Source organism: Fortiea contorta PCC 7126 (assembly GCF_000332295.1).
Lineage (GTDB): Bacteria > Cyanobacteriota > Cyanobacteriia > Cyanobacteriales > Nostocaceae > Fortiea > Fortiea contorta.
In genome coordinates this window covers 114,126-134,936 of record NZ_KB235930.1, presented here as the reverse complement: position 1 = coordinate 134,936, position 20,811 = coordinate 114,126, and the positions used below count along the sequence as shown (strand labels likewise).

General features: G+C 44.4%; 17 protein-coding genes. 11 read left to right on the top strand and 6 right to left on the bottom strand.

Going from position 1 to position 20,811, the window contains the following annotated elements:
- Positions 1 to 33 precede the first annotated feature (33 nt).
- On the bottom strand, positions 34 to 462 hold the full coding sequence (locus MIC7126_RS0100655; RefSeq protein WP_017651184.1) for a hypothetical protein: 429 nt from the start codon (positions 460 to 462) through the stop codon (positions 34 to 36).
- Positions 463 to 622: 160 nt separating this feature from the next.
- Entirely contained in the window at positions 623 to 802 is a 180-nt protein-coding gene (locus MIC7126_RS28925) for a hypothetical protein (RefSeq protein WP_085986993.1), read from the bottom strand.
- Positions 803 to 1,309: 507 nt separating this feature from the next.
- Between MIC7126_RS28925 and MIC7126_RS0100645 the strand changes: the two genes are divergently transcribed.
- The 4 genes from MIC7126_RS0100645 (at position 1,310) to aroF (ending at position 4,765) form a co-directional block, all read left to right on the top strand.
- Positions 1,310 to 2,161 (top strand): cyanophycinase, encoded by an 852-nt coding sequence (locus tag MIC7126_RS0100645; protein WP_017651182.1) that lies wholly within the window; start codon positions 1,310 to 1,312, stop codon positions 2,159 to 2,161.
- A 337-nt stretch (positions 2,162 to 2,498) separates the two neighbouring features.
- Positions 2,499 to 2,768: a 30S ribosomal protein S15 gene (gene rpsO, locus MIC7126_RS0100640; protein ID WP_017651181.1), complete on the top strand. Its 270-nt coding sequence runs from the start codon at positions 2,499 to 2,501 to the stop codon at positions 2,766 to 2,768.
- Between the two features lie 12 nt (positions 2,769 to 2,780).
- On the top strand, positions 2,781 to 3,251 hold the full coding sequence (locus tag MIC7126_RS0100635) for a PAM68 family protein (RefSeq protein WP_017651180.1): 471 nt from the start codon (positions 2,781 to 2,783) through the stop codon (positions 3,249 to 3,251).
- Between the two features lie 455 nt (positions 3,252 to 3,706).
- On the top strand, positions 3,707 to 4,765 hold the full coding sequence (gene aroF / locus MIC7126_RS0100630; RefSeq protein ID WP_017651179.1) for a 3-deoxy-7-phosphoheptulonate synthase: 1,059 nt from the start codon (positions 3,707 to 3,709) through the stop codon (positions 4,763 to 4,765).
- On the opposite strand, the gene MIC7126_RS32365 is transcribed toward aroF, so the two are convergent.
- Positions 4,720 to 4,950: a hypothetical protein gene (locus tag MIC7126_RS32365; protein WP_420795551.1), complete on the bottom strand. Its 231-nt coding sequence runs from the start codon at positions 4,948 to 4,950 to the stop codon at positions 4,720 to 4,722. The genes aroF and MIC7126_RS32365 overlap by 46 nt on opposite strands.
- Here MIC7126_RS32365 and MIC7126_RS32360 point away from each other — a divergent pair.
- Positions 4,938 to 5,195 carry a hypothetical protein gene (locus tag MIC7126_RS32360; protein ID WP_420795550.1) on the top strand — a complete coding sequence of 86 codons (258 nt, stop codon included), beginning with the start codon at positions 4,938 to 4,940 and terminating at the stop codon, positions 5,193 to 5,195. The genes MIC7126_RS32365 and MIC7126_RS32360 overlap by 13 nt on opposite strands.
- Here MIC7126_RS32360 and MIC7126_RS0100620 read toward each other — a convergent pair.
- The gene (locus tag MIC7126_RS0100620) at positions 5,185 to 6,507 is read right to left on the bottom strand and encodes a hemolysin family protein (protein ID WP_017651178.1); all 1,323 of its coding nucleotides are present in this window, start codon (positions 6,505 to 6,507) and stop codon (positions 5,185 to 5,187) included. The two genes, MIC7126_RS32360 and MIC7126_RS0100620, sit on opposite strands and share 11 nt — an antisense overlap.
- Before the next feature lie 358 nt (positions 6,508 to 6,865).
- On the opposite strand from MIC7126_RS0100620, the gene mfd reads away from it, so the two are divergent.
- Entirely contained in the window at positions 6,866 to 10,348 is a 3,483-nt protein-coding gene (mfd, locus tag MIC7126_RS0100610; protein ID WP_017651176.1) for a transcription-repair coupling factor, read from the top strand.
- A 197-nt stretch (positions 10,349 to 10,545) separates the two neighbouring features.
- Here mfd and MIC7126_RS0100605 read toward each other — a convergent pair whose 3' ends face one another.
- Together MIC7126_RS0100605 and MIC7126_RS0100600 are read right to left on the bottom strand one after the other, a co-directional pair.
- Positions 10,546 to 12,966, bottom strand: coding sequence for a sucrose synthase (locus tag MIC7126_RS0100605; RefSeq protein ID WP_017651175.1), 2,421 nt, complete (start codon positions 12,964 to 12,966; stop codon positions 10,546 to 10,548).
- Between the two features lie 355 nt (positions 12,967 to 13,321).
- Positions 13,322 to 15,097 carry an SWIM zinc finger family protein gene (locus MIC7126_RS0100600; RefSeq protein ID WP_017651174.1) on the bottom strand — a complete coding sequence of 592 codons (1,776 nt, stop codon included), beginning with the start codon at positions 15,095 to 15,097 and terminating at the stop codon, positions 13,322 to 13,324.
- A 409-nt stretch (positions 15,098 to 15,506) separates the two neighbouring features.
- On the opposite strand from MIC7126_RS0100600, the gene lpdA reads away from it, so the two are divergent.
- From lpdA to MIC7126_RS0100565, 5 genes are all read left to right on the top strand, one after another.
- The gene (gene lpdA, locus MIC7126_RS0100595; protein WP_017651173.1) at positions 15,507 to 16,937 is read left to right on the top strand and encodes a dihydrolipoyl dehydrogenase; all 1,431 of its coding nucleotides are present in this window, start codon (positions 15,507 to 15,509) and stop codon (positions 16,935 to 16,937) included.
- A 253-nt stretch (positions 16,938 to 17,190) separates the two neighbouring features.
- The gene (gene trpC, locus MIC7126_RS0100585) at positions 17,191 to 18,078 is read left to right on the top strand and encodes an indole-3-glycerol phosphate synthase TrpC (RefSeq protein ID WP_017651171.1); all 888 of its coding nucleotides are present in this window, start codon (positions 17,191 to 17,193) and stop codon (positions 18,076 to 18,078) included.
- A 254-nt stretch (positions 18,079 to 18,332) separates the two neighbouring features.
- Complete coding sequence (locus MIC7126_RS0100580) at positions 18,333 to 18,584, top strand: DUF5340 domain-containing protein (RefSeq protein ID WP_026099937.1); 252 nt, start codon at positions 18,333 to 18,335, stop codon at positions 18,582 to 18,584.
- Between the two features lie 346 nt (positions 18,585 to 18,930).
- Positions 18,931 to 19,941, top strand: a complete 1,011-nt coding sequence (locus tag MIC7126_RS0100570; protein ID WP_017651168.1) for an ABC transporter ATP-binding protein — start codon at positions 18,931 to 18,933, stop codon at positions 19,939 to 19,941.
- Positions 19,942 to 20,754: an ABC transporter permease gene (locus MIC7126_RS0100565; RefSeq protein WP_017651167.1), complete on the top strand. Its 813-nt coding sequence runs from the start codon at positions 19,942 to 19,944 to the stop codon at positions 20,752 to 20,754.
- Positions 20,755 to 20,811: the final 57 nt, after the last annotated feature.

Genomic DNA, 20,811 nt, shown 5'->3' with positions numbered 1-20,811 from the left:
TAACTAACCTCAATTAAATTTTGAAAAAAAAAACTACAGCCACTCTCCACCTCGAAAACGCCAACGGGGAAAAATAATCCGCATCAGAGTTTGAGAAACGATAAAAACTGCTAGCCAGACACTGCTGTAATGGAGGAGAAACAGTAATGGAGAAATTTCATCTTTGGGTAAAGGTAAAAAATGAAAAATTCCTACTCCACAAAAAACAAAAACTGCTTCCCAAATACCCGCGAGTAATTGAAAAGCAGCCGGCCAGTCTCGATCCCAGCGATATTTTTGCAGATAGTTATAAAGCACATCCCAACCCAAGCCAAAGATAGTGATGTAGCCAAGTATCCAAAAATAAACTGAGTCAGGCTCGGAGCCAATCAAGCCCATTGCAAAAGGTAAAGATACCAAAACACCGACAGTAGCCAGTAATAACAGCCGAGTTTGCCAGCGACCAAATAAAGTAGGGGTCATAAATATATTGAAAAATCTTGAGATTTCCCAGCAATCATTTTAATAAATCCCCGTGCATTCTGGTGCTTTCCGCAAAAATCAGCAACAAAAAATACTAAAAAGTCCGAAAAGGATGTTTGTCAAGTCTAGAGCGAGCATAACCGAATTTTCTAGTTACTATCTAATGTTGTTGCGGGCCTTTAGCGTCACATTCTCTAGCCCAGCATCGCTCTAGAAGTTGGATGCGCCAGATAGCAGCAAAATGGCGAGGATTGAAAATAAATTTAGTACGGGAACCAAACAAAGGTTGTCGGAGATAATGCCAAAGTGGAAATTTAATTTTGTATTGTTCGGAATTCATGGGAACACAAAATATTATATTAGTGTTGTGAAAGCGGAGAAAATTTGACGTTGCATATATTAGGAGTGATTATTTTTGGGAAAGTACCGCGATGCTATTAAAAATTAATAGTTCAACTAAATACTCACAAGTTCTGAACTGAAAAAATATCAGTTCAGACTTTTTTATTCCCAAAATATACGACGCCAAATGTTTAATACGATCAATATCTGGTGAGCCAGATACTGGATATATAGTTATATATGACACAGGTATTTTCCCGTTGTCTTGGTAATAATTACGGAATATTGGGCGTTCGGCTCAATTTGGGTTAAGTAGGACGAAGGATAAAGTGTGAAATTATTTCAACTATTGAATTTATGGCAGTTAGTTTGAGGTTCACTCTTAAAGAAAATAACTGTTTTGGCTAATCTGATATTTCATCAAGCAATCTACCAAATGGACGATTTTATAGATTCCTTGTCATGTTTTATTGAAATTATTGATGAATAATTAGGAGCAGCAACGGTGGCAAGCGAAATTAAGCGACAATTGGTAATTATTGGGGGCGCGGAAGACAGAGATGGAGATTCTCAAATTCTCAGGGAGTTTGTGCGGCGCGCCGGCGGTACGAAAGCAGTAATTGTGATTATGACAGCTGCTACAGAACTGCCAAGAGAAGTAGGAGAAAATTATATTAGAGTATTTGAGCGGCTGGGTGCAGAATCCGTGCGGATAATCGATACAGAAACCCGCGAAGATGCATCTTCATCCACAGCATTAGAAGCGATCGCTAGATCAACCGGTATATTTTTTACAGGGGGCGACCAAGCTCGCATTACCAGTATCCTCAAAGACACGGAAATTGATGCAGCGATTCACAGCCGCTACGCTGAAGGGATCGTCGTGGCTGGAACAAGTGCGGGAGCCGCCGTTATGCCAGATAAAATGATTGCAGAAGGCGACTCACAAACCAATCCCCGGATTGAAATTGTTGATATGAGTCCTGGCTTGGGTTTTCTCCCAGGAGTCGTCATTGATCAACATTTTTCTCAACGCGGGCGTCTAGGACGCTTGATTTCTGCTTTGTTACAAGAACCCGCTGTTTTAGGATTTGGGATTGACGAAAATACCGCTATGGTAGTTACCGACAATCAAATTGAAGTGATTGGACAAGGCTCTGTCACCATTGTCGATGAGTCGGAAGCTACTTATAATAACCTTGGCGAAATCCTCAAAGATGAGCCATTAGCTATTTGTGGCGCCAAGCTACACATTTTGCCACACGGCTACAAATTCGACCTCAAAACCCGTCAACCCATACTGAATCAAAGCTCAACGGCTAACGTTTCTATCCCCGTTGGTTCTACAGCCACCTAAATATAGCAAGAGGCAGTATTTCGGTTACGCTCAACAAGCACGCAGGAAGTAAAAAAGTTACTATTCCTAAATCTTGGGCTTGCGATTATGTCCTCTTCTATACTTCGATGGTTATACCAATTCAAAATTAAGAAAAGCCGATAACACAAGGATTTCAAGAAAAAAATCTGTTACTGGCTTTTGACTAATTGGTATAAATTGACAGCATTGTATCTTTCGCGAATGCGCTATTTTATCTACGTCACACCACAGCAGAGCTGAATCAGCTTACAGCTATAGGGCTGTGATATTATGGGAGACTGCTGCATAAATTAAAAAACTAGAAATTGGATCAACTATGGCTCTGACGCAACAGCGCAAACAAGAACTTATTGCCAACTATCAGGTTCACGAAACCGATACTGGATCTGCTGATGTCCAAATTGCTATGCTCACGGAGCGCATTAATCGCCTGAGTGAGCACCTGCAAGCCAATAAAAAAGACCACTCTTCTCGCAGAGGATTGTTGAAGCTCATTGGTCAACGTAAGCGTCTTCTATCCTATATCCAACAGGATAGCCGGGAAAAATATCAAGCACTAATTGCTCGTCTCGGAATTCGCGGTTAGGAATTATTGCTTATGTCTACCGAAGAATCTGAACGTAGTCCTTTGCCTTTTGAACGAAACAAAAAGCGCCAGAAACCAGTAAAAACTAAAAATCAACTACCAACCAAGCCTCAGGATTCTCAGCCCAAGACCGATAAGCAGCCACCTTTCACTAAGGAAGAGATGGCGATTCCTCAAGTTGTGAGTCAACGGATGGTGCGGCGTGTGGTTGGGTTCTGTGGTATACCCACAAGTTTAGGTATTACTACGTTAGTAGCCAGCTATTTACTGGCGATTTACGCTGATATCAGATTACCTCCCATTGCCGTGTTATTGGTGAATATGGGTTTGTTTGGTTTAGGCGTTTTGGGGATTACCTATGGTGTGCTCTCCGCTTCTTGGGATGAAGAAAGAGTCGGTGGTTGGTTAGGTTTGAGCGAGTTCCGTACAAATTGGGGGCGAATGGCGACCGTTTGGCGCGAAACTCGCAGCAAAAACGGATGACGAGCAGCGCTCACAAACGCAGATAACTGTCGATATTAGGTAGATTATTACAGTTAATGTTGAAGTTTTATAGCGATCGCCAGTATGGCTAGGACGTGCAGACGTGAAATTTCACGTGTTTATTAAATTTCTTGCAGCTAATCGAACTATATTAGGTGAGAATTTGTCCTCACCCATCTGGCAAGTGCTATAAGTTTTATAACTTCAACATTACTAATTAAAAACTTATAATTATTTTTTAAAATAATGTTCAGTAGTTAACTCACTGAGCGCTATATTTTATAATTCGTCCTAGCATTCAAGTTCTCTTGAAGAAGAACTCGCAAGCGTAGACCTTGGGCGTTTACGTAATTACAAAAAGGTTATTTGATAATTGTTTCCAGGTTTGAATCTGTTGCCCAAATATTAGTATCTTCATCCTTCATCCTGCCCTTAACTAACTAGAGAATTTAATTATGATCGTAGTCATGAAAATTGGTTCTCCTGAAGCGGAAATTAACCGTATTAGTGAAGAACTCAGTGGCTGGGGATTAACACCAGAAAAAATTGTCGGTAAGCATAAAGTAGTCATTGGTTTGGTGGGTGATACGGCTGATTTAGACCCACGACAAATTCAGGAAGTCAGTCTTTGGATTGAGCAGGTATTGCGGGTAGAATTGCCCTATAAAAGAGCTAGCCGCCAGTACCGTCACGGAGAAGCCTCTGAGATATTTGTGAACACTCCTGATGGCCCGGTTGTATTTGGGGAGCACCACCCTTTAGTTGTGGTAGCTGGGCCCTGTTCTGTAGAAAATGAAGCGATGATCGTCGAGACAGCCCACCGCGTCAAGGCTGCAGGAGCTAAGTTTTTACGCGGGGGCGCATACAAACCCCGGACTTCACCTTACGCTTTTCAAGGACACGGCGAGAGTGCTTTAGAGTTATTGGCGAGGGCGAGGGAAGCGAGCGGACTGGGTGTGATTACTGAAGTGATGGACGCGGAAGACCTAGATAAAATCGTGGAAGTCGCCGACGTCATTCAGGTGGGAGCGAGGAATATGCAGAACTTTTCCTTACTCAAAAAAGTCGGCGCACAGCCCAAACCAGTTTTGTTGAAGCGAGGAATGGCGGCGACGATTGAAGATTGGTTGATGGCGGCTGAGTATGTTTTAGCGGCGGGAAATCCGAATGTGATTTTGTGTGAAAGGGGAATTCGCACCTTTGACCGCCAGCACACCCGCAACACTTTAGATATATCGGTGGTACCTGTGTTGCGAAAGCTGACTCACTTACCGATTATGATTGACCCCAGTCATGGTACTGGTTGGTCAGAGTTTGTACCTGCGATGGCAATGGCAGCGATCGCAGCTGGAACTGATTCTCTCATGATTGAGGTACATCCCAACCCGAAAAAAGCTTTGTCAGACGGGCCCCAATCTCTGACACCAGAAGGTTTCGACCGCTTGATGCCTGAATTAGGGGTGATTGCTCAGGCTGTGGGACGCTGGCCGAAACCAGCGGTGGCGCTGGCTTGATGGGGAGTGTGGGGAGTGTGGGGAGTGTGGGAGGTGTGGGAGGTGTGGGGGGATGGGGAGATGGGGAGATGGGGAGATGGGGGGATGGGGGGATGGGGAGTGTGGGGAAGCTTTGGGTTTTGAAATTTAAGCTTCAGGCTCAAAGGCTCAAGCTTCAGGCTTAAAGGCTCAAGTGTCAGGCTCAAAGGCTCAAGTGTCAGGCTCAAAGGCTCAAGTGTCAGGCTCAAAGGCTCAAGTGTCAGGCTCAAAGGCTCAAGCTTCAGGTTCAAAGGCTCAAGCTTCAGGCTCAAAGGCTCAAGCTTCAGGCTCAAAGGCTCAAGTGTCAGGCTCAAAGGCTCAAGTGTCAGCCTCAAAGGCTCAAACTTCAATCCCCCACCTCCCCATCACCCCATCACCCCACCTCCCACACTCCCCACTCCCTAATCCTTGACATTTGTAGCTCGATTCACACCGGGTACTACTAAAACTTTATCAACGCGGTTGCCGTCCATATCCATCACCTCTAAACGCATTCCTTGCCATTCAAAGTGGTCTGCGGCTGCGGGGATGCGTCCGAGGTGGGTAATCACGAAACCGCCTAGGGTTTGATAACTACCGTGTTCTTCTGATTCCCACTCTTGTTGATTGAAAAGTTTTAAGAACGATTCCACTGGTAACATACCATCCAAGAGCCAGGAGCCGTCTTCTCGCTGCACGGCTTGGGGGTCTTCCTCGCTATCGGCAGAGGGCACATCGCCGACAATTTCGCTCATAATATCATTGAGAGTAACTAATCCTTGAATGACGCCGTATTCGTCTACTACCAAAGCCATGTGAGTGATAGTTTGCTTGAATAATTCCAAGACTTTCAAACCACGGGTGCTTTCGGGGACAAATACTGGTTGTCGCAATCCGACTGTTAAATCTAAAGGTTCTCCCTGAAGACTCCGAGCTAGTAAATCAGTGACGGGAATCACACCCAGGACATTATCCAATCCTTCTTGACAAACAGGATACCGCGAGTAGGCACTATCAATCATTTTTTCGCGGTTTTCTTCGGGAGAGTCATCTAAGTCGAGCCAGACGATATCTGGACGGGGTGTCATGAAGGCGCTGACGGGTCTATCGCCCAGACGAAAAACTCGTTCTACCATATCCTGCTCGGCTTCTTCAAAAGTCCCTGCTTCTGTGCCTTGCTCAATTAAAATTTTGATTTCTTCTTCGGTAACTTGTGGCTCTGCGGAGGGGGTAATCCCTAATAACCGTAGTACCATTTCTGTAGAAGCACTTAACAGATAAACTACTGGGGAAGCCAGAGCCGCTAAGGCTCGCATGGGAATAGCGACAAACGCTGCTATTCCTTCTGGGTTGTTCAAAGCCAGACGCTTGGGCACCAGTTCGCCAACGATGAGTGACAAATAGGTGATGATGATGACTACTATTCCAAAAGAGGCTGGTTGACTATAAGGCTCTAAAAAAGGAACTAATTTCAAATATACTGCCAGTTTTTCGGCTATAGTTGCTCCCCCAAAGGCACCTGTCAAAATACCGATGAGGGTAATGCCGACCTGAATTGTGGAAAAAAATTGATTGGGAGACTCAGCTAGTTTCAGTGCTGCGCGTGCTTTCACATCTCCTTGATTAGCTAGCTGTTGTAATCTCACTTTCCGTGCCGAGACGATCGCCATCTCAGACATAGAAAATATACCATTGGCAATAATTAGCACCAAAATGATTAAAATTTCAAAAGTGATGGAAGACATGTTTTGAATTGCCGCTCTATAGCGAACGTAGCTCAACCCTTAGTATCTAGTATTAATGGTGCATCGATAAACGCTTTCATTGTACATAAACTAGTTAAGCATTATTCTTCCACACAAAGAATATGAGAGGTGTTAACACTTTTAAAATAGTGAATATAAGCAACAAGGCAGTCCCTGACGCGAAAATCCGCATTCCTAAACACCTCTTGGAACGGTCAAAAGGAGAAAATCTCTCTAAAAGGGAGTTCTTGACAGGTCGTTCCTCCCCGTTCCCCGTTGCCTTCTTGTTGATTGATAGAGAATTTCTCCTGCCTTCTGTCTCATGCTTGACAAAAACTCCCATCTGATGTAGAAAATTATGCCCTTTTCTTCTGTTGTGCGTGCTTTGGCGCGATCGCCACTCACCACCGAATTTCTCTCCAAACTCAGCCGTCAACAAGAACTGCGGTTAAATGGTGTTCCCCGGCTCCCCAAGGGCTTGGTGGCTTCGGCTTTGGCACAAAATTCTGACAGGAATTTGTTTGTGGTGTGCGCCACTTTAGAAGAAGCAGGACGCGCCTATGCACAGTTGGAGGCGATGGGATGGAAAAATGTGCATTTTTACCCCACCTCTGAGGCGTCTCCTTACGAACCTTTCGACCCCGAGACGGAGATGACTTGGGGACAGATGCAGGTTTTAGCGGATTTGCTCAAGAGTCAAGAGTCAAAAATGGCGATCGTGGCGACTACTGGCGCTCTACAGCCACATTTACCGCCAAAAGAGGCGTTTATCCCTTTTTGCTTGACTTTAAACAAGGGGATGGAATTTGATCTAGATGATTTCAGCATCCAGATGGCAACTCTGGGCTACGAACGGGTACCGTTGGTAGAAACGGAAGGTCAGTGGAGTCGGCGGGGTGATATTGTGGATGTCTTCCCTGTGGCTTCAGAATTACCAGTGCGGCTGGAATGGTTCGGTGATGAAATCGAGCAAATCCGCGAATTTGATCCGGGTACCCAGCGTTCTGCTCTTGACAAAATTAACCAAATTATCCTCACGCCGACTAGTTTTACACCGATTATCCTCAAAGCATTGCAAGATAGCTCTCAATTGCAAGTGCTGAAAAAAGAAACCGAAGTGACTGGGGAACTGACAGATGAATCAGGACTGTTGGAAGGAAGTCGGCGCTTTTTGGGGTTGGCTTTTGCACAACCAGCGTCTGTACTCGACTATTTGGGCGAAAATACCTTAGTTGCCATTGATGAGCCAGAACAGTGTTATGCTCACAGCGATCGCTGGGTAGAAAATGCTGAGGAGCAGTGGCGATTGAGCACTGGTGATGGGGGAGAGCTTGCGGAACTACCAAAAATCCATCGGTCTTTTGATGAGTCTTTAGCAGCAGCGGTGGGATTCCCCAAATTATATTTATCAGAATTGGCAGAAGAAAATAGCGGCATTAATCTTGCTAGTAGACCTGTCCCGGTGACACCACACCAGTTTGCGAAACTTGCAGATACATTGCGCCAAGAGCGCGATCGCAATTTCTCGACTTGGTTAATTTCGGCTCAACCTTCCCGTTCTGTTTCCCTACTCCAAGAGCACGACTGTCCGGCTCAGTTTATCCCCAATCCCCGCGATTACCAAGCCATCGATAAGCTGCAAATTAATCACATTCCCGTTGCCCTCAAGTATACCGGGCTGGCTGAATTAGAAGGCTTTATTTTACCTACCTATCGCCTAGTAATTGTCACTGACCGCGAATTTTATGGGCAACATTCCCTAGCTACTCCTAGTTATATCCGCAAGCGTCGCCAAGCGGCTTCTAAACAAGTTGATCCGAATAAGTTGCGTCCAGGGGATTATGTAGTCCACCGCAGCCACGGGATTGGTAAATTTGTCAAGCTGGAAAGCTTAACGATTAATGAAGAAACCCGCGATTATTTGGTGGTGCAGTATGCTGATGGGTTACTGAGAGTTGCGGCTGATCAGGTGGGTTCCTTGTCTCGGTTCCGCGCGACTGGAGATAAAGCGCCAGAACTGCACAAAATGTCGGGTAAAGCTTGGGAAAATACCAAGAGCAAAGTTCGCAAAGCCATCAAGAAATTGGCTGTGGATTTATTGAAATTGTATGCAGCGCGATCGCAGCAACATGGTTTTCCCTATCCCCAAGATATGCCTTGGCAAGAGGAAATGGAAGATTCTTTCCCCTACCAACCGACAACCGACCAGCTCAAAGCCACCCAAGATGTGAAGCGGGATATGGAGAGCGATCGCCCAATGGATCGTTTGGTTTGCGGTGATGTTGGTTTTGGAAAAACCGAAGTTGCTATCCGCGCTATTTTCAAAGCGGTGACTGCTGGTAAACAAGTCGCGCTGCTCGCACCAACCACGATCCTGACGCAACAACATTACCACACCCTCAAAGAACGCTTCGCCCCCTACCCAGTCAATGTAGGATTGCTCAACCGCTTCCGCACCGCTGAAGAACGGCGCGACATTCAAAAGCGCCTAGCCACAGGGGAACTGGATGTAGTCGTTGGTACACACCAACTTTTAGGAAAAGGTGTGTCGTTCCGCGATTTGGGATTGTTGGTGGTGGATGAAGAACAGCGGTTTGGGGTGAACCAAAAAGAAAAAATCAAATCCTTGAAAACCCAGGTAGATGTCCTGACTCTCTCCGCTACCCCGATTCCTCGTACCTTGTATATGTCTTTGTCAGGGATTCGGGAAATGAGCTTGATTACCACACCGCCCCCATCCCGTCGCCCCATTAAAACTCACCTTGCACAGATGAGCACAGAAACCATCCGTAGTGCAATTCGTCAAGAATTAGACAGAGGCGGACAAGTTTTTTATGTAGTTCCACGGGTGGAAGGCATCGAAGAAACCACATCAAAATTGCGGGAAATCGTCCCGTCAGCGAGATTCACTGTGGCTCATGGTCAAATGGATGAAGGACAATTAGAATCGACCATGCTCACCTTTAATAATGGTGACGCAGATATTCTCGTTTGTACGACAATTATTGAGTCTGGTTTAGATATTCCCCGCGTCAACACCATCTTAATTGAAGATGCTCACCGCTTCGGCTTGGCACAATTGTATCAATTGCGTGGTCGCGTCGGGCGTGCAGGGATACAAGCCCACGCTTGGCTATTTTACCCCCAACAGCGGGCGTTATCCGACGCAGCGCGGCAGAGACTGCGGGCGATTCAAGAATTCACGCAATTGGGTTCTGGGTATCAGTTAGCGATGCGGGATATGGAAATTCGGGGTGTGGGTAACTTGTTGGGTGCGGAACAATCTGGTCAAATGGATGCGATCGGGTTTGATTTGTATATGGAAATGTTAGAAGAGTCAATTAGAGAAATTCGCGGTCAGGAAATTCCTCAAGTCAGCGATACGCAAATTGACCTCAACTTGACAGCATTTATCCCTGCTGATTATATCCCCGATTTGGATCAAAAGATGAGTGCTTATCGAGCAGTGGCGGTGGCAAAATCCAAAGCCGAGTTAACCCAGATTGGTGTGGATTGGAGCGATCGCTATGGTGCTATTCCTGTTCCTGCTAGTCAATTATTGCGGGTAATGGAACTCAAACAGCTAGCGAAAAAGTTAGGATTTAGCCGCATTAAACCGGAGAATAAGCAACACGTCATTTTAGAAACGCCGATGGAAGAACCAGCTTGGAATTTGTTAGCTGGGAATTTACCAGAAAGTCTCAAGTCCCGTTTTGTCTACTCTCCTGGGAAGGTAACAGTCAGGGGTTTAGCTGTGATGAAAGCAGATAAACAGTTGCAAAGTTTAATTGATGCTTTTGGGAAAATGCAAGGAGCGATTCCGGAAGTAGCTGTCAATTAAATTTGCAACTCTTGAGGTTGTAAGAGTGGATTTTTTTTAACGCAGCGAAAAGTTGCGTGCGGTGAACCACTTGCGGTGGACGGGTTTCCCGGCATAAGCAAAGTGGTGAACCCGAAGGGGGGTTCCCCCCGTTGAGCAAACTTTTCAAGACAAAGGTACGCGGAGGTTTTTTGGAGAGAGTTAGCGATGTTTCAAAATTAGCGATATTGGTGTTGTTCTAACAGTTGTTGTGCTCTGGGTTTGTAAATTAAATAGAATAAGGCTTCGAGATAGCGTAATAAGTCTTCTCGATTTTCTTGAGAGGTAAAGTTCCAAAAGCCGTAAATCCGGGCTAGGGATAGTAATTTTGTGGTGTGAATTTTCCAGGTGTAGGTACTATAAACTCGGTTGATGGCTTGTTGAGAAATTTGGTGCCAATAATTTGGGTTTTGTTCGCAATTAGTGACGAAATCGAGAATTTTAGCGGCTGTTTCTTCTAAGTTTGTTGGGTTGATATAAAAGCCGTTGACCCGATTTTGAATAATTTCTAAGGGTCCGCCGAATTGAGTGGCGAAGGTTGGTAATCCGGAAATCATTGCTTCTAAAATTGTCAAACCGAAGGCTTCAAATAGAGCAGGTTGGACAAATATTCCTTGGCGATCGCCAATGACTCGATAAATTTCACCTGAGTCGTTTTTTGATAAACGTACACCTAACCAACGAATTTTGCCGTGGAGGTTGTACTGTTCAATAATTTGGTAAAGTTTGATAATTTCGTCTCGTTCTTCGTTGTCTCCAGATTCTTCGACACGCAATTTTCCCGCGACTAAAATTAGGTTACAATGCGCTTGTAATTCTGGACTTTTACCGAAGCATTCCGCTAAACCGGTGAGGTTTTTAATACGGTCAAGACGCGCCATTGAGAAGATGGGGCGCTTGTCGGGGTCGTCGAGTTTTCCGAATATTTGACTGGGGTCGTCTAGGGTAAAGAGCATTTCTGTAATGCGCTGGCGATCGCTCTCTACTCGGTCTTGATTCTGCGTGTAAGGAAAATAATATTTTTCACTCACTCCTGGTGGAACAACGTTAAATTTAGGACTGAATAATTCTATACCTTTGACTACATGATATAAGTCTGGCATAGTGAAGCATTCATAAGACTCATATTGTCCTACGCTATCAGGAGTACCGACAATTTCTTGGTAGGTGCTGCTAATAATAAAATTGGCAGCATTCATCGCAATTAAATCAGCGGTAAATTGCAGAGAAAAATGATATTTATCTTCTAAATCTTGCCAATAAAGGTTACTAAATAAATATTTGGATTTTTCTAAAGCATGAGCAATGTTACACTGGGTGACTTTCATCCGCCGTGCTAATAAAAAGGCTACTAAATTCCCATCAGAATAGTTACCAACAATTAAATCTGGTCTACCTTGTAATTCTGCTTTTAGTTCTTTTTCTGCATCAATCGCGTAAGTTTCTAAATAAGGCCAAAACTCAAATCGAGAAATCCAGTTTTGAGTCAGGTTAGGGTTGAATTCTCGCAAAGGAACGCGCAAAATCCAAGCATTTTCTGTACCATGGACTTTCTCTAGTCTCTGGTTACAATGTGTACCGTCACTGTTAGGAATTAGCCGGGTGAGAATAATTACTTTTGGTTGGACATTTAATCCTTCTAAACCAGCGAGAATCACATCTTCTTGCAATTGCTTTTCGAGATTCTTCGCCTGATCTAAGACATAAACTACCTGACCACCAGTGTCAGGACGTCCCAATACACCCTCTTGACCAAACCAACCGTGGGCTGATACGAGGACGATTCTAAAAATCATCGGGATGCGAGAAATGAAAGCTTCGAGAGTTTGGGGGTCGGGAGAGTCGATTAATTCATCAAGAATGCTTAAGGTTTCTTGGACACGCTGGGCTGTATTTCCCCACCCCGGTTCAAAACCCATTGTTTGTAAGGTGAAGCGGAATTCTTCGTATAATTCATCGCTGGGACGAGCGCTCACAATTGCGATCGCTTTTTTCACTTGTTCGGAAAGTTGCTGGTGGGTTTTGATGCGATCGTTAATCAGTAACTGGATGCCATTATATTGATGCAGACGCAAAAAGCTAAATAAACTTTCTAGCCATTGTTTAGCGTCTTGAAATAACTTACTAGATAAATAACGGTTGAGATACTGGACGCCTTTACCGATATTTTTTGGGTCACGGATTATCGGCGAATAGTCATAAAATGGAGCGAAATCAAGTTCGAGCAAATCGCCTTCGTTAGGATTGAATCGATTAACAAAGCGATCGCGCACATCTAGCAACTCCTCCACCGTCATCGCTTCCAGACTCAAATCGTCCGTCAATCGATACACTTGCTGATTAGCAATTTTGGGGCGAATAATAAAGCAAAAATTGGACTCTTCTTGAATTATTTCTTGAGTATAGTAAATCAGTTTACCTAAGTCAGAACTGCTGCAAAATTTCTCACTCTTGTGATACTTGACGCAATACTCGTTATACACATTCACTATGTCGTTCCTGAGCAGATACTTTTTCTCTTGCTGGCGTAACTCACTCACAAAGGAACGCAAATCGCTCCGTTCTTCACCGTCTAAGAGCGTTTGGATCAGTTCTGACATAGTAACTCCAAAGAATGCTAATTTATGCTCAACCTTACCTAGGCTATCTATGACAAAGTGTTTTCAACTCGCACCAAAGACATAGAATTAATCATTCTGAGGATAGATGTTGGTTGCTATCAAGGGGATAGGGAACAGGGAACGGGGAACAGGGAACGGGGGATAGGGGCGAAAGTTACTATCTCAACCCTCAATTAAAAAACCTCAGCGTACCTTAGCGTTAAAAAACCCGATTATAGGAATCATATTTGATTTTTGAAAAAACTCAGTACAGTTTTACTCGCTTTTTCCTATTCCCTATTCCCTGTCTACGTGAATCAGTTCTCCAAATCAAAGCAGATTGCTATATCTCTTGCTAACTCATATCCCGTTGTGTAAACATTCCCATCAATTTACGCTTACGGGCATGAGTTTGCATTAAAATAGTGCGATAGCTTGACCACTCGGCTTGTCTCCCAGAATTAATATAAGCAGCGCGTGCTTTTTTCAACCATTCAACAGCATCGCTGTAATATTCAGCTTTACCTGCATTCATAATTGATTCGGCGCGGTGACAAGCATTGCTAATTACCCAGTCGGGATTATGGGTAATAGCAGCATTCATCACACGGTGGACTAATTCTACATGGTAGGAACCGAGTTGACTCACTAAAGCGATCGCATCATCAATTAATCCCTCAAATAAATAGATATCTATTTTTGCTGATGCTGTCTCCCAACCACCAGAACTACGGATAATAGTTAATAATTCTGTTTTGACATTCGCCCAATCTTCCCCAGCCAAGTCTGCTATTTTTTGGTAATCAAAAAAGGAAGGCTTGATTTGGAAGGTAGTTTTTCTCGCTAATAAAGCCGATTCTCGATTCTCCAAAGCTTCGGCTAAATCACTCATCCAAATTCCCAATTGATATTGACAATTCCCAGGTAAATTTAATCCAGTTTGAGCAATATCTAATGCTTGCGGTAATGAGCCTTGTTCTGTGAGAATTTTAGCCAGTGCAAAAGCAGTTTCTACTGTATCCATATGAGTTGGTGCTGCTTCTAGGGCTGCTTCCACTCTACCCAAGCGCGCTAACATAGTTAAATATTGCTGATTTAACCCAGCAGCTGCTGCTAAATACAAATAATCTTGATAACGCTCTTCCCGTTCCAGAATTTTCAGGCGAATTAGTGCCAAACTCTCAGCATTATCTGTGGCTATTTCTGACCATGCACCGCGTTGATTAGTTTTTCCTTGGAATATCTGTAACAATGGTGGATAATCCCAACCTTGATGCAAAGCTTCTAAAACTAATCCAAAGTCAGCATTCCACTCATCTTGCCATGCTTCTAAGTTAACTTGGATATCGACTTTTTCCGCTGCGGTGAATTCAGCGGTGAGAATTGCTTCACACCAAGCGTCGTTTAATTCCCAAACAATCTCATCATTATCGATACCATACTCGGCGACACCGTGCCAATTTTCTACACATGCTGATGTAATCGCCTCTAAAATAGCGATCGCATTATTGCCATCTTTGCGTTCGCTCAAGTCTACCGCTGTCTGGATTAAACTCAGTAATTCTTCGGTGATGAGGTCTTCTTCTTCACCATATTCTAAACTGCGTTCTGCATCCTGAAGAATTTTCCTTACCCTCTCCTGCACGGGTTTTGGATTCACAGTAATCAACCGGATAGGTTGTGTCAATATCTTTTTTGATACAGTCTCTGTATTCAAGCTGACATAGCGATCCACGGCGTCAACTAATTTGGGATATTGCGCTACCAAATCTTGGACTAACCTTTGGGTTTGGAGATGATTCAAGCGATCAAGTAGCTGTTCTAGGGTAGGGCGTTCGGCGATCGTTTCTGGTTGACGCAAACAAACCAGCATTGTCGCCACGATATGCTTACACCAACCCTCAAAATCGTAAGCACAGGTACAGTGAACTGAAGTCAAACCAGTGCTATCAAAATTGATATTGACACGATAGGGGGTAGCTTCGCTGCCTTCCACCTTAGCCTGTAACACATTACCACGCTGAACCACTGTAATGACAGCATCAGCCTCATAGTACGACTCGCCCCGCTGAAAAGATTTAGAATTAGTATTTCGGCGGATAGTAAATTCACTAAAATTGGGAATAGACATCGAGCGATCGCTTAGGGAAATCCTGTGGCTGCCTAGATTTTAAACCTTGTGTGAGTATTAAGCTAACAAACTGCAAAGAAACTCAACGGTTGAGAACAATTACGCAAACAGCAGCATGATATAAATACTGAGGTTTGATGTTACTATTTTTGAGGAATCTACTCAGATAACGCCAGCAAATTCAGGATCAAGTATGTAGACACCCAGTGTTTGGCAAGATGAAACCATAAAAAGCTCTAGAGATATCCGAAAATAAAAGTAGGAACGTTGCTTTGGCTTCATTCCTGCAAAGGTTTCAGTAACGCATAATTAATTGCTGGATCTGTCTTGTGTTCAGATGTAAAACATTATGTTTCCACATCTTTGGTTAAATTGAGAATAAATAGGCGAAGCGCACGGGGAAACAAACGTGAGTCAAGGGTTTGATTATGATTTAGTGATTATAGGCGCTGGTGTGGGCGGACATGGAGCAGCCCTACACGCCGTCAGTTGTGGTCTAAAAACAGCGATTATCGAAGCAGCCGACATGGGGGGAACTTGTGTCAACCGAGGCTGTATCCCGTCGAAAGCGCTGCTAGCTGCATCTGGACGAGTGCGGGAATTACGCAACGCCCATCACCTCAAGTCACTGGGAATTCAAATCGGTAGTGTCGAGTTTGATCGTCAAGCGATCGCTAATCACGCCGGTAATCTCGTTGCTAAAATTCAAGGCGATTTAACCAACAGCCTGAAACGTCTGGGAGTTGATATCATCAGGGGTTGGGGTAAAGTAGCAGGGACGCAAAAAGTCAGCGTCACTGGCGATGGTGGTGAAAAAACCATCACAGCCAAAGATATCATCCTCTCTCCCGGTTCCGTGCCTTTCGTTCCTCCAGGAATTGAAGTAGATGGCAAAACCGTATTTACCAGTGACCAAGGTGTCAAATTAGAAACCTTACCCAACTGGGTAGCGATTATTGGTAGTGGCTACATCGGGTTAGAATTTTCTGACATTTACTCAGCTTTAGGCTGCGAAATCACCTTGATTGAAGCTTTGGATCAGTTAATGCCAGGATTTGATCGTGACATCGCCAAACTCGCAGAACGAGTGTTAATTACACCCCGCGACATCGAAACCAAAGTAGGGATATACGCCAAAAAAGTCATCCCAGGTTCACCAGTAGTGATCGAATTAGCAGACTTTAAAACCAAAGAAGATGTAGACGTGATCGAGGTAGATGCTTGCTTAGTAGCTACCGGACGCATCCCCGCTACACAAAATTTGGGTTTAGAGTCAGTGGGTGTAGAACTAGATCGACGCAACTTTATTCCCGTCGATGACAGCATGGCAGTATTATCAGCCGGTGAAATCGTACCGCATCTATGGGCAATTGGCGACGCCAACGGGAAAATGATGTTAGCCCACGCCGCCTCAGCTCAAGGCATCGTTGCCGTAGAAAATATTATTGGTCATCAGCGGACAGTAGACTATCGTAGCATCCCCGCCGCCGCATTTACCCACCCAGAAGTTAGCTATGTCGGCTTGACAGAAGCCCAAGCCAAAGAACTAGGTGAAACAGAAAATTTTGCGATCGCTACCAGTCGCAGTTACTTCAAAGGCAATTCTAAAGCCCTAGCTGAGAACGAAGCCGACGGCATCGCCAAAGTAGTGTATCGTCAGGACACAGGGGAAGTATTAGGAGTACACATCTTTGGACTGCACGCCTCAGACTTAATCCATGAAGCCTCAGCCGCAGTCGCCAACAGACAATCAGTCCAAAACCTCGCTCATCTAGTCCACGCCCACCCCACACTTTCCGAAGTGCTGGACGAAGCGTATAAAAGAGCAGTAGCCAGTTAAGGAAGAGGGGGAAGAGAGGGAAGTGTGGGAGGTGTGGGAGGAGGGGGAAGTGTGGGAGGAGGGAGAAGCTCGCAAGCGTAACCATAAATTCTTTTTCACCCCATCTCCCCATCTCCCCATCTCCCCATCTCCCCATCTCCCCATCTCCCCATCTCCCCATCTCCCCATCTCCCCATCTCCCCATCTCCCCACACCCCCCACACTCCCCACACTCCCCACACTCCCCATCTCCCCACCTCCCCATTCCCAAACTATGCAAATCCGTCGCCGTTCACCCAGCGCCACTGTTAATGTTTCCATATTGCAATATCAGGTAGCCATGCCTGATGCAGAGCCAAACAGTATTTTAGAGGAAATTGTCTGGCAAAAAGAAATTGAAGATAGCCAAATGCGCGAACGGCTACCGCTGCGAGAATTGCAGAAACGGGTACTCACCGCACCGCCAACCTGTGATTTTCTTTCAGCCCTGGCTGCAGGTAAGACTAAGCCCGCATTGATTGCCGAAGTCAAAAAAGCTTCACCGAGTAAAGGGATTTTACGGGCAGATTTTGACCCAGTAGAAATCGCCCTAGCTTACCAAAGAGGCGGTGCTAGTTGTCTTTCTGTATTGACTGATGCCAAATTTTTTCAAGGTAGCTTTGAAAATTTAGCTTTGGTTCGCGCTGCAGTTGATTTGCCACTTTTGTGTAAAGACTTTATCATTTATCCTTATCAAATGTACTGGGCACGACTGCAAGGAGCAGACGCCGTGCTGTTGATTGCTGCTATTCTCAGCGATCAGGATTTACAATACTTTGTCAAAATAGCTACCACCCTCGGCATGGCCACTTTAATAGAAGTCCATAGTTTAGAGGAACTTGACCGTGTGTTAGCCTTAAATGGTGTGTGTTTAATAGGAATTAATAATCGCAACCTAGCAGATTTTTCCGTTGACCTGCAAACAACTTGTCAACTTTTATCAGCCAGAGGTGAGCAATTACAAGCACGGAATATATTAGTTGTCAGCGAATCAGGATTACACCAGCCAGATGATCTGAGTTTGGTAGCCCAAGCAGGCGCATCAGCCGTCCTCATTGGCGAGTCTTTAGTCAAACAACCAGATCCAGAACTAGCGATCGCCCAAATAATACCAAAACCTTGAGTAAACAAATGCTCACTATGCTTGTGTAAACTTTTTTGTGAAATACTCGTCATTTAAATAAGTTGACCGCAATCACACACCCAAAACCCTAAAAAAGAACAAATGGCGATCGCCGTCAGTCAGCTTGACTTGCTTCTCCCTATTTAGTATTACTAAACTATCGGCAATTACTTATTATATATGCAACAATTCATCTAGTAAAATACCGATTCCGCCTGACACAAAACCCGAATATGAAACCTCAAACTAATTTCATGGAACAAATTCCTTTACCTTCACCTGTCCACTACGAATTGATACTGCAACTCCTAGAAAGACAAACCATGTCAGCAGTCAATCAAAACCCAGATTTACGGCATCAAGTGAACCAGCTAATTATTACCCTGCGTAAAGCTGCTGTCCAACAAAAGCATCTAGAAGAGATTTGTAAATTTTCTTCGATGACTGTTGATCATCGTTGGTCAATTAATCACCATCATACAGAAAAAGCTGTCACTCCCGATTAATAGCATGACTGCAACGGTACAACTCGCACAAACTAAGGGCTAGAGTTTGTACCTCAATAATTGAAAATTGCGATTATATCGCCTATTTTTTTTCCAGTACAGGAAGTGGCAATCAGCAGCTTTACCCAGATTTGATAAAAGTTGCTGTCACTGCCCCATTCTACAAAAGGTTTTATTTCTAAACTAGGTAACATTGATACCATTTCGTTAAATTTAGCGCTGCTTTCCGCTTCATAGCGCTTCTATGGCACAGGCCCCTGGTATATGGAGGCGAGCCGACGACCTTGATGTTTGCATTCCCAACATCGTGCTCTAATATTGTTGGGTATCTTATCGCCTGAGATTGATGATCGAAGTTGAGCATCTGAGTAAAGTATACGGTTCTACCCCAGCGATTACTGACGTCACTTTTAGCGTTGAGCCAGGAGAAATTTTAGGGTTTTTAGGCCCTAATGGCGCGGGTAAAACTACAACTATGCGGATTCTGGCTGGTTATTTACCTGCAACTAAGGGTACAGCCAGAATTGCTGGTTTCGACGTCCACGAAAATTCTCTATCTGTGCGTCAACGAATTGGTTATTTACCGGAAACACCACCTTTATATCCAGAAATGACGGTGGAGGGGTTTTTACATTTTGTCGCCCAAATTAAAGGAGTACCCGCAGGCGATCGCACCACCAAAGTTTTAGCGGCGATCGAGCGTTGCAATTTGCAAGACAAGGGCCAAATTATTATTCGCAAGCTTTCTAAAGGATATCGCCAAAGAGTCGGTATTGCTCAAGCGATCGTCCACGACCCACCCGCAATCATTCTCGACGAACCCACCGTCGGTCTTGACCCCCGACAAATCATCGAGGTGCGGAATTTAATTAAAAGTCTCGCCGGTACTCACACCATCATTCTCTCCACCCACATTTTGCCAGAAGTCAGCATGACCTGTAGCCGCGTCGCCATCATCAATCGCGGCAAAATAGTAGCAACTAACACCCCAGAAAATCTTATGACCCAGTTGACAGGCGGGTCTGGATATGAATTAGAAATTGAAGGGGAAGCCACCCTAGCAAAACAAGTACTACAAAATGTAGCGGGTGTGAGTCTGGTAGAATCTATTCCTACAGCATTGTTGCATGTTCATACTCTGCCCCAAGAAAATCGTGCTTATTTGCGAGTCATTTCGCAGCCAGGAACCGAACCAGGACGGGAAATCACTGTCGCTTTAGTAAGAGCAGGATTCGGATTGTATGAAATGCGCCGTGTCAGCGCCACCCTAGAAGATGTGTTCTTACAACTAACAACAGAAGAAAAGAACTGGGAAGCCATTGAAGAGTCAACAGAAAAACAAGGAGAAGCAGCATAAATGGGTATAATGCTCGGTAATATTATTGCCATTTATCGCCGCGAGTTACAGAGTTATTTTGTATCACCCTTAGCCTATGCGATCGCCGCTGTGTTTTGGTTCATAGCCGGGTTATTTTTAGTGATGATTTTATTAGGGCCAGATGGTATATTACCAGCGATCGCTGCCTACGATTTACAAGGACAACAACTAGGAGTACCCATCCCCCCAATCGATGTTCCCTACGAATTTATTCGCGCCTTTTTAGATCGCATGGGATGGCTATTATTATTTGTGTTGCCGATTCTTTCCATGGGACTTTATGCAGAAGAACGCAAACGCGGCACCTTAGAACTACTAGCCACGTCACCAGTCACTAACTGGGCCGTCGCCGTCGGTAAATTATTAGGAGTGCTCACATTTTTTATCACCATGATTGTTCCCATACTGGCATTTGAAGCTTATGCTATCAGTAGTGCCGACCCACCAATGCCGCCAACAATTCTCCTTTTAGGTCATTTAGGATTAATATTACTCGCAGCCGCAATTTTATCTTTAGGAATGTTTATTTCCTCCCTCACAGACAGCACAATCTTGTCCGCAGTTCTTACCTTCGCCGTCATCTTATTGTTATTATTCATCGACGTCATCGCCAAAAATCTCGGTGGTTCTCTCGGAGAAGCTTTGAGCTATTTGTCATTACTAAAACATTACAACAGCTTAATTCAAGGAATTTGTGATACCAGCGCCTTAATCTTATTTGGGAGTTACATTTTTTTAGGTATCTTTCTCACATCACAATCCATAGATACACTCCGCTTCCAACGTCAGTAGTCAGCAGTTATTAGTCCAAAATCTCAAGTCCAAAGTTCCGACTCTTAACTATTGACA

Excerpts from the sequence above, each read along its gene's own strand:
- aroF (WP_017651179.1), top strand. The coding sequence starts at position 3,707 with ATGATCGTAGTCATGAAAATTGGTTCTCCTGAAGCGGAAATTAACCGT.
- MIC7126_RS0100655 (WP_017651184.1), bottom strand. The coding sequence starts at position 462 with ATGACCCCTACTTTATTTGGTCGCTGGCAAACTCGGCTGTTATTACTG.
- MIC7126_RS0100635 (WP_017651180.1), top strand. The coding sequence starts at position 2,781 with ATGTCTACCGAAGAATCTGAACGTAGTCCTTTGCCTTTTGAACGAAAC.
- trpC (WP_017651171.1), top strand. The coding sequence starts at position 17,191 with ATGCAAATCCGTCGCCGTTCACCCAGCGCCACTGTTAATGTTTCCATA.
- MIC7126_RS0100580 (WP_026099937.1), top strand. The coding sequence starts at position 18,333 with ATGGAACAAATTCCTTTACCTTCACCTGTCCACTACGAATTGATACTG.
- rpsO (WP_017651181.1), top strand. The coding sequence starts at position 2,499 with ATGGCTCTGACGCAACAGCGCAAACAAGAACTTATTGCCAACTATCAG.
- mfd (WP_017651176.1), top strand. The coding sequence starts at position 6,866 with ATGCCCTTTTCTTCTGTTGTGCGTGCTTTGGCGCGATCGCCACTCACC.
- MIC7126_RS0100605 (WP_017651175.1), bottom strand. The coding sequence starts at position 12,966 with ATGTCAGAACTGATCCAAACGCTCTTAGACGGTGAAGAACGGAGCGAT.
- MIC7126_RS0100620 (WP_017651178.1), bottom strand. The coding sequence starts at position 6,507 with ATGTCTTCCATCACTTTTGAAATTTTAATCATTTTGGTGCTAATTATT.
- MIC7126_RS0100565 (WP_017651167.1), top strand. The coding sequence starts at position 19,942 with ATGGGTATAATGCTCGGTAATATTATTGCCATTTATCGCCGCGAGTTA.
- MIC7126_RS0100600 (WP_017651174.1), bottom strand. The coding sequence starts at position 15,097 with ATGTCTATTCCCAATTTTAGTGAATTTACTATCCGCCGAAATACTAAT.
- MIC7126_RS28925 (WP_085986993.1), bottom strand. The coding sequence starts at position 802 with ATGAATTCCGAACAATACAAAATTAAATTTCCACTTTGGCATTATCTC.
- MIC7126_RS0100570 (WP_017651168.1), top strand. The coding sequence starts at position 18,931 with ATGATCGAAGTTGAGCATCTGAGTAAAGTATACGGTTCTACCCCAGCG.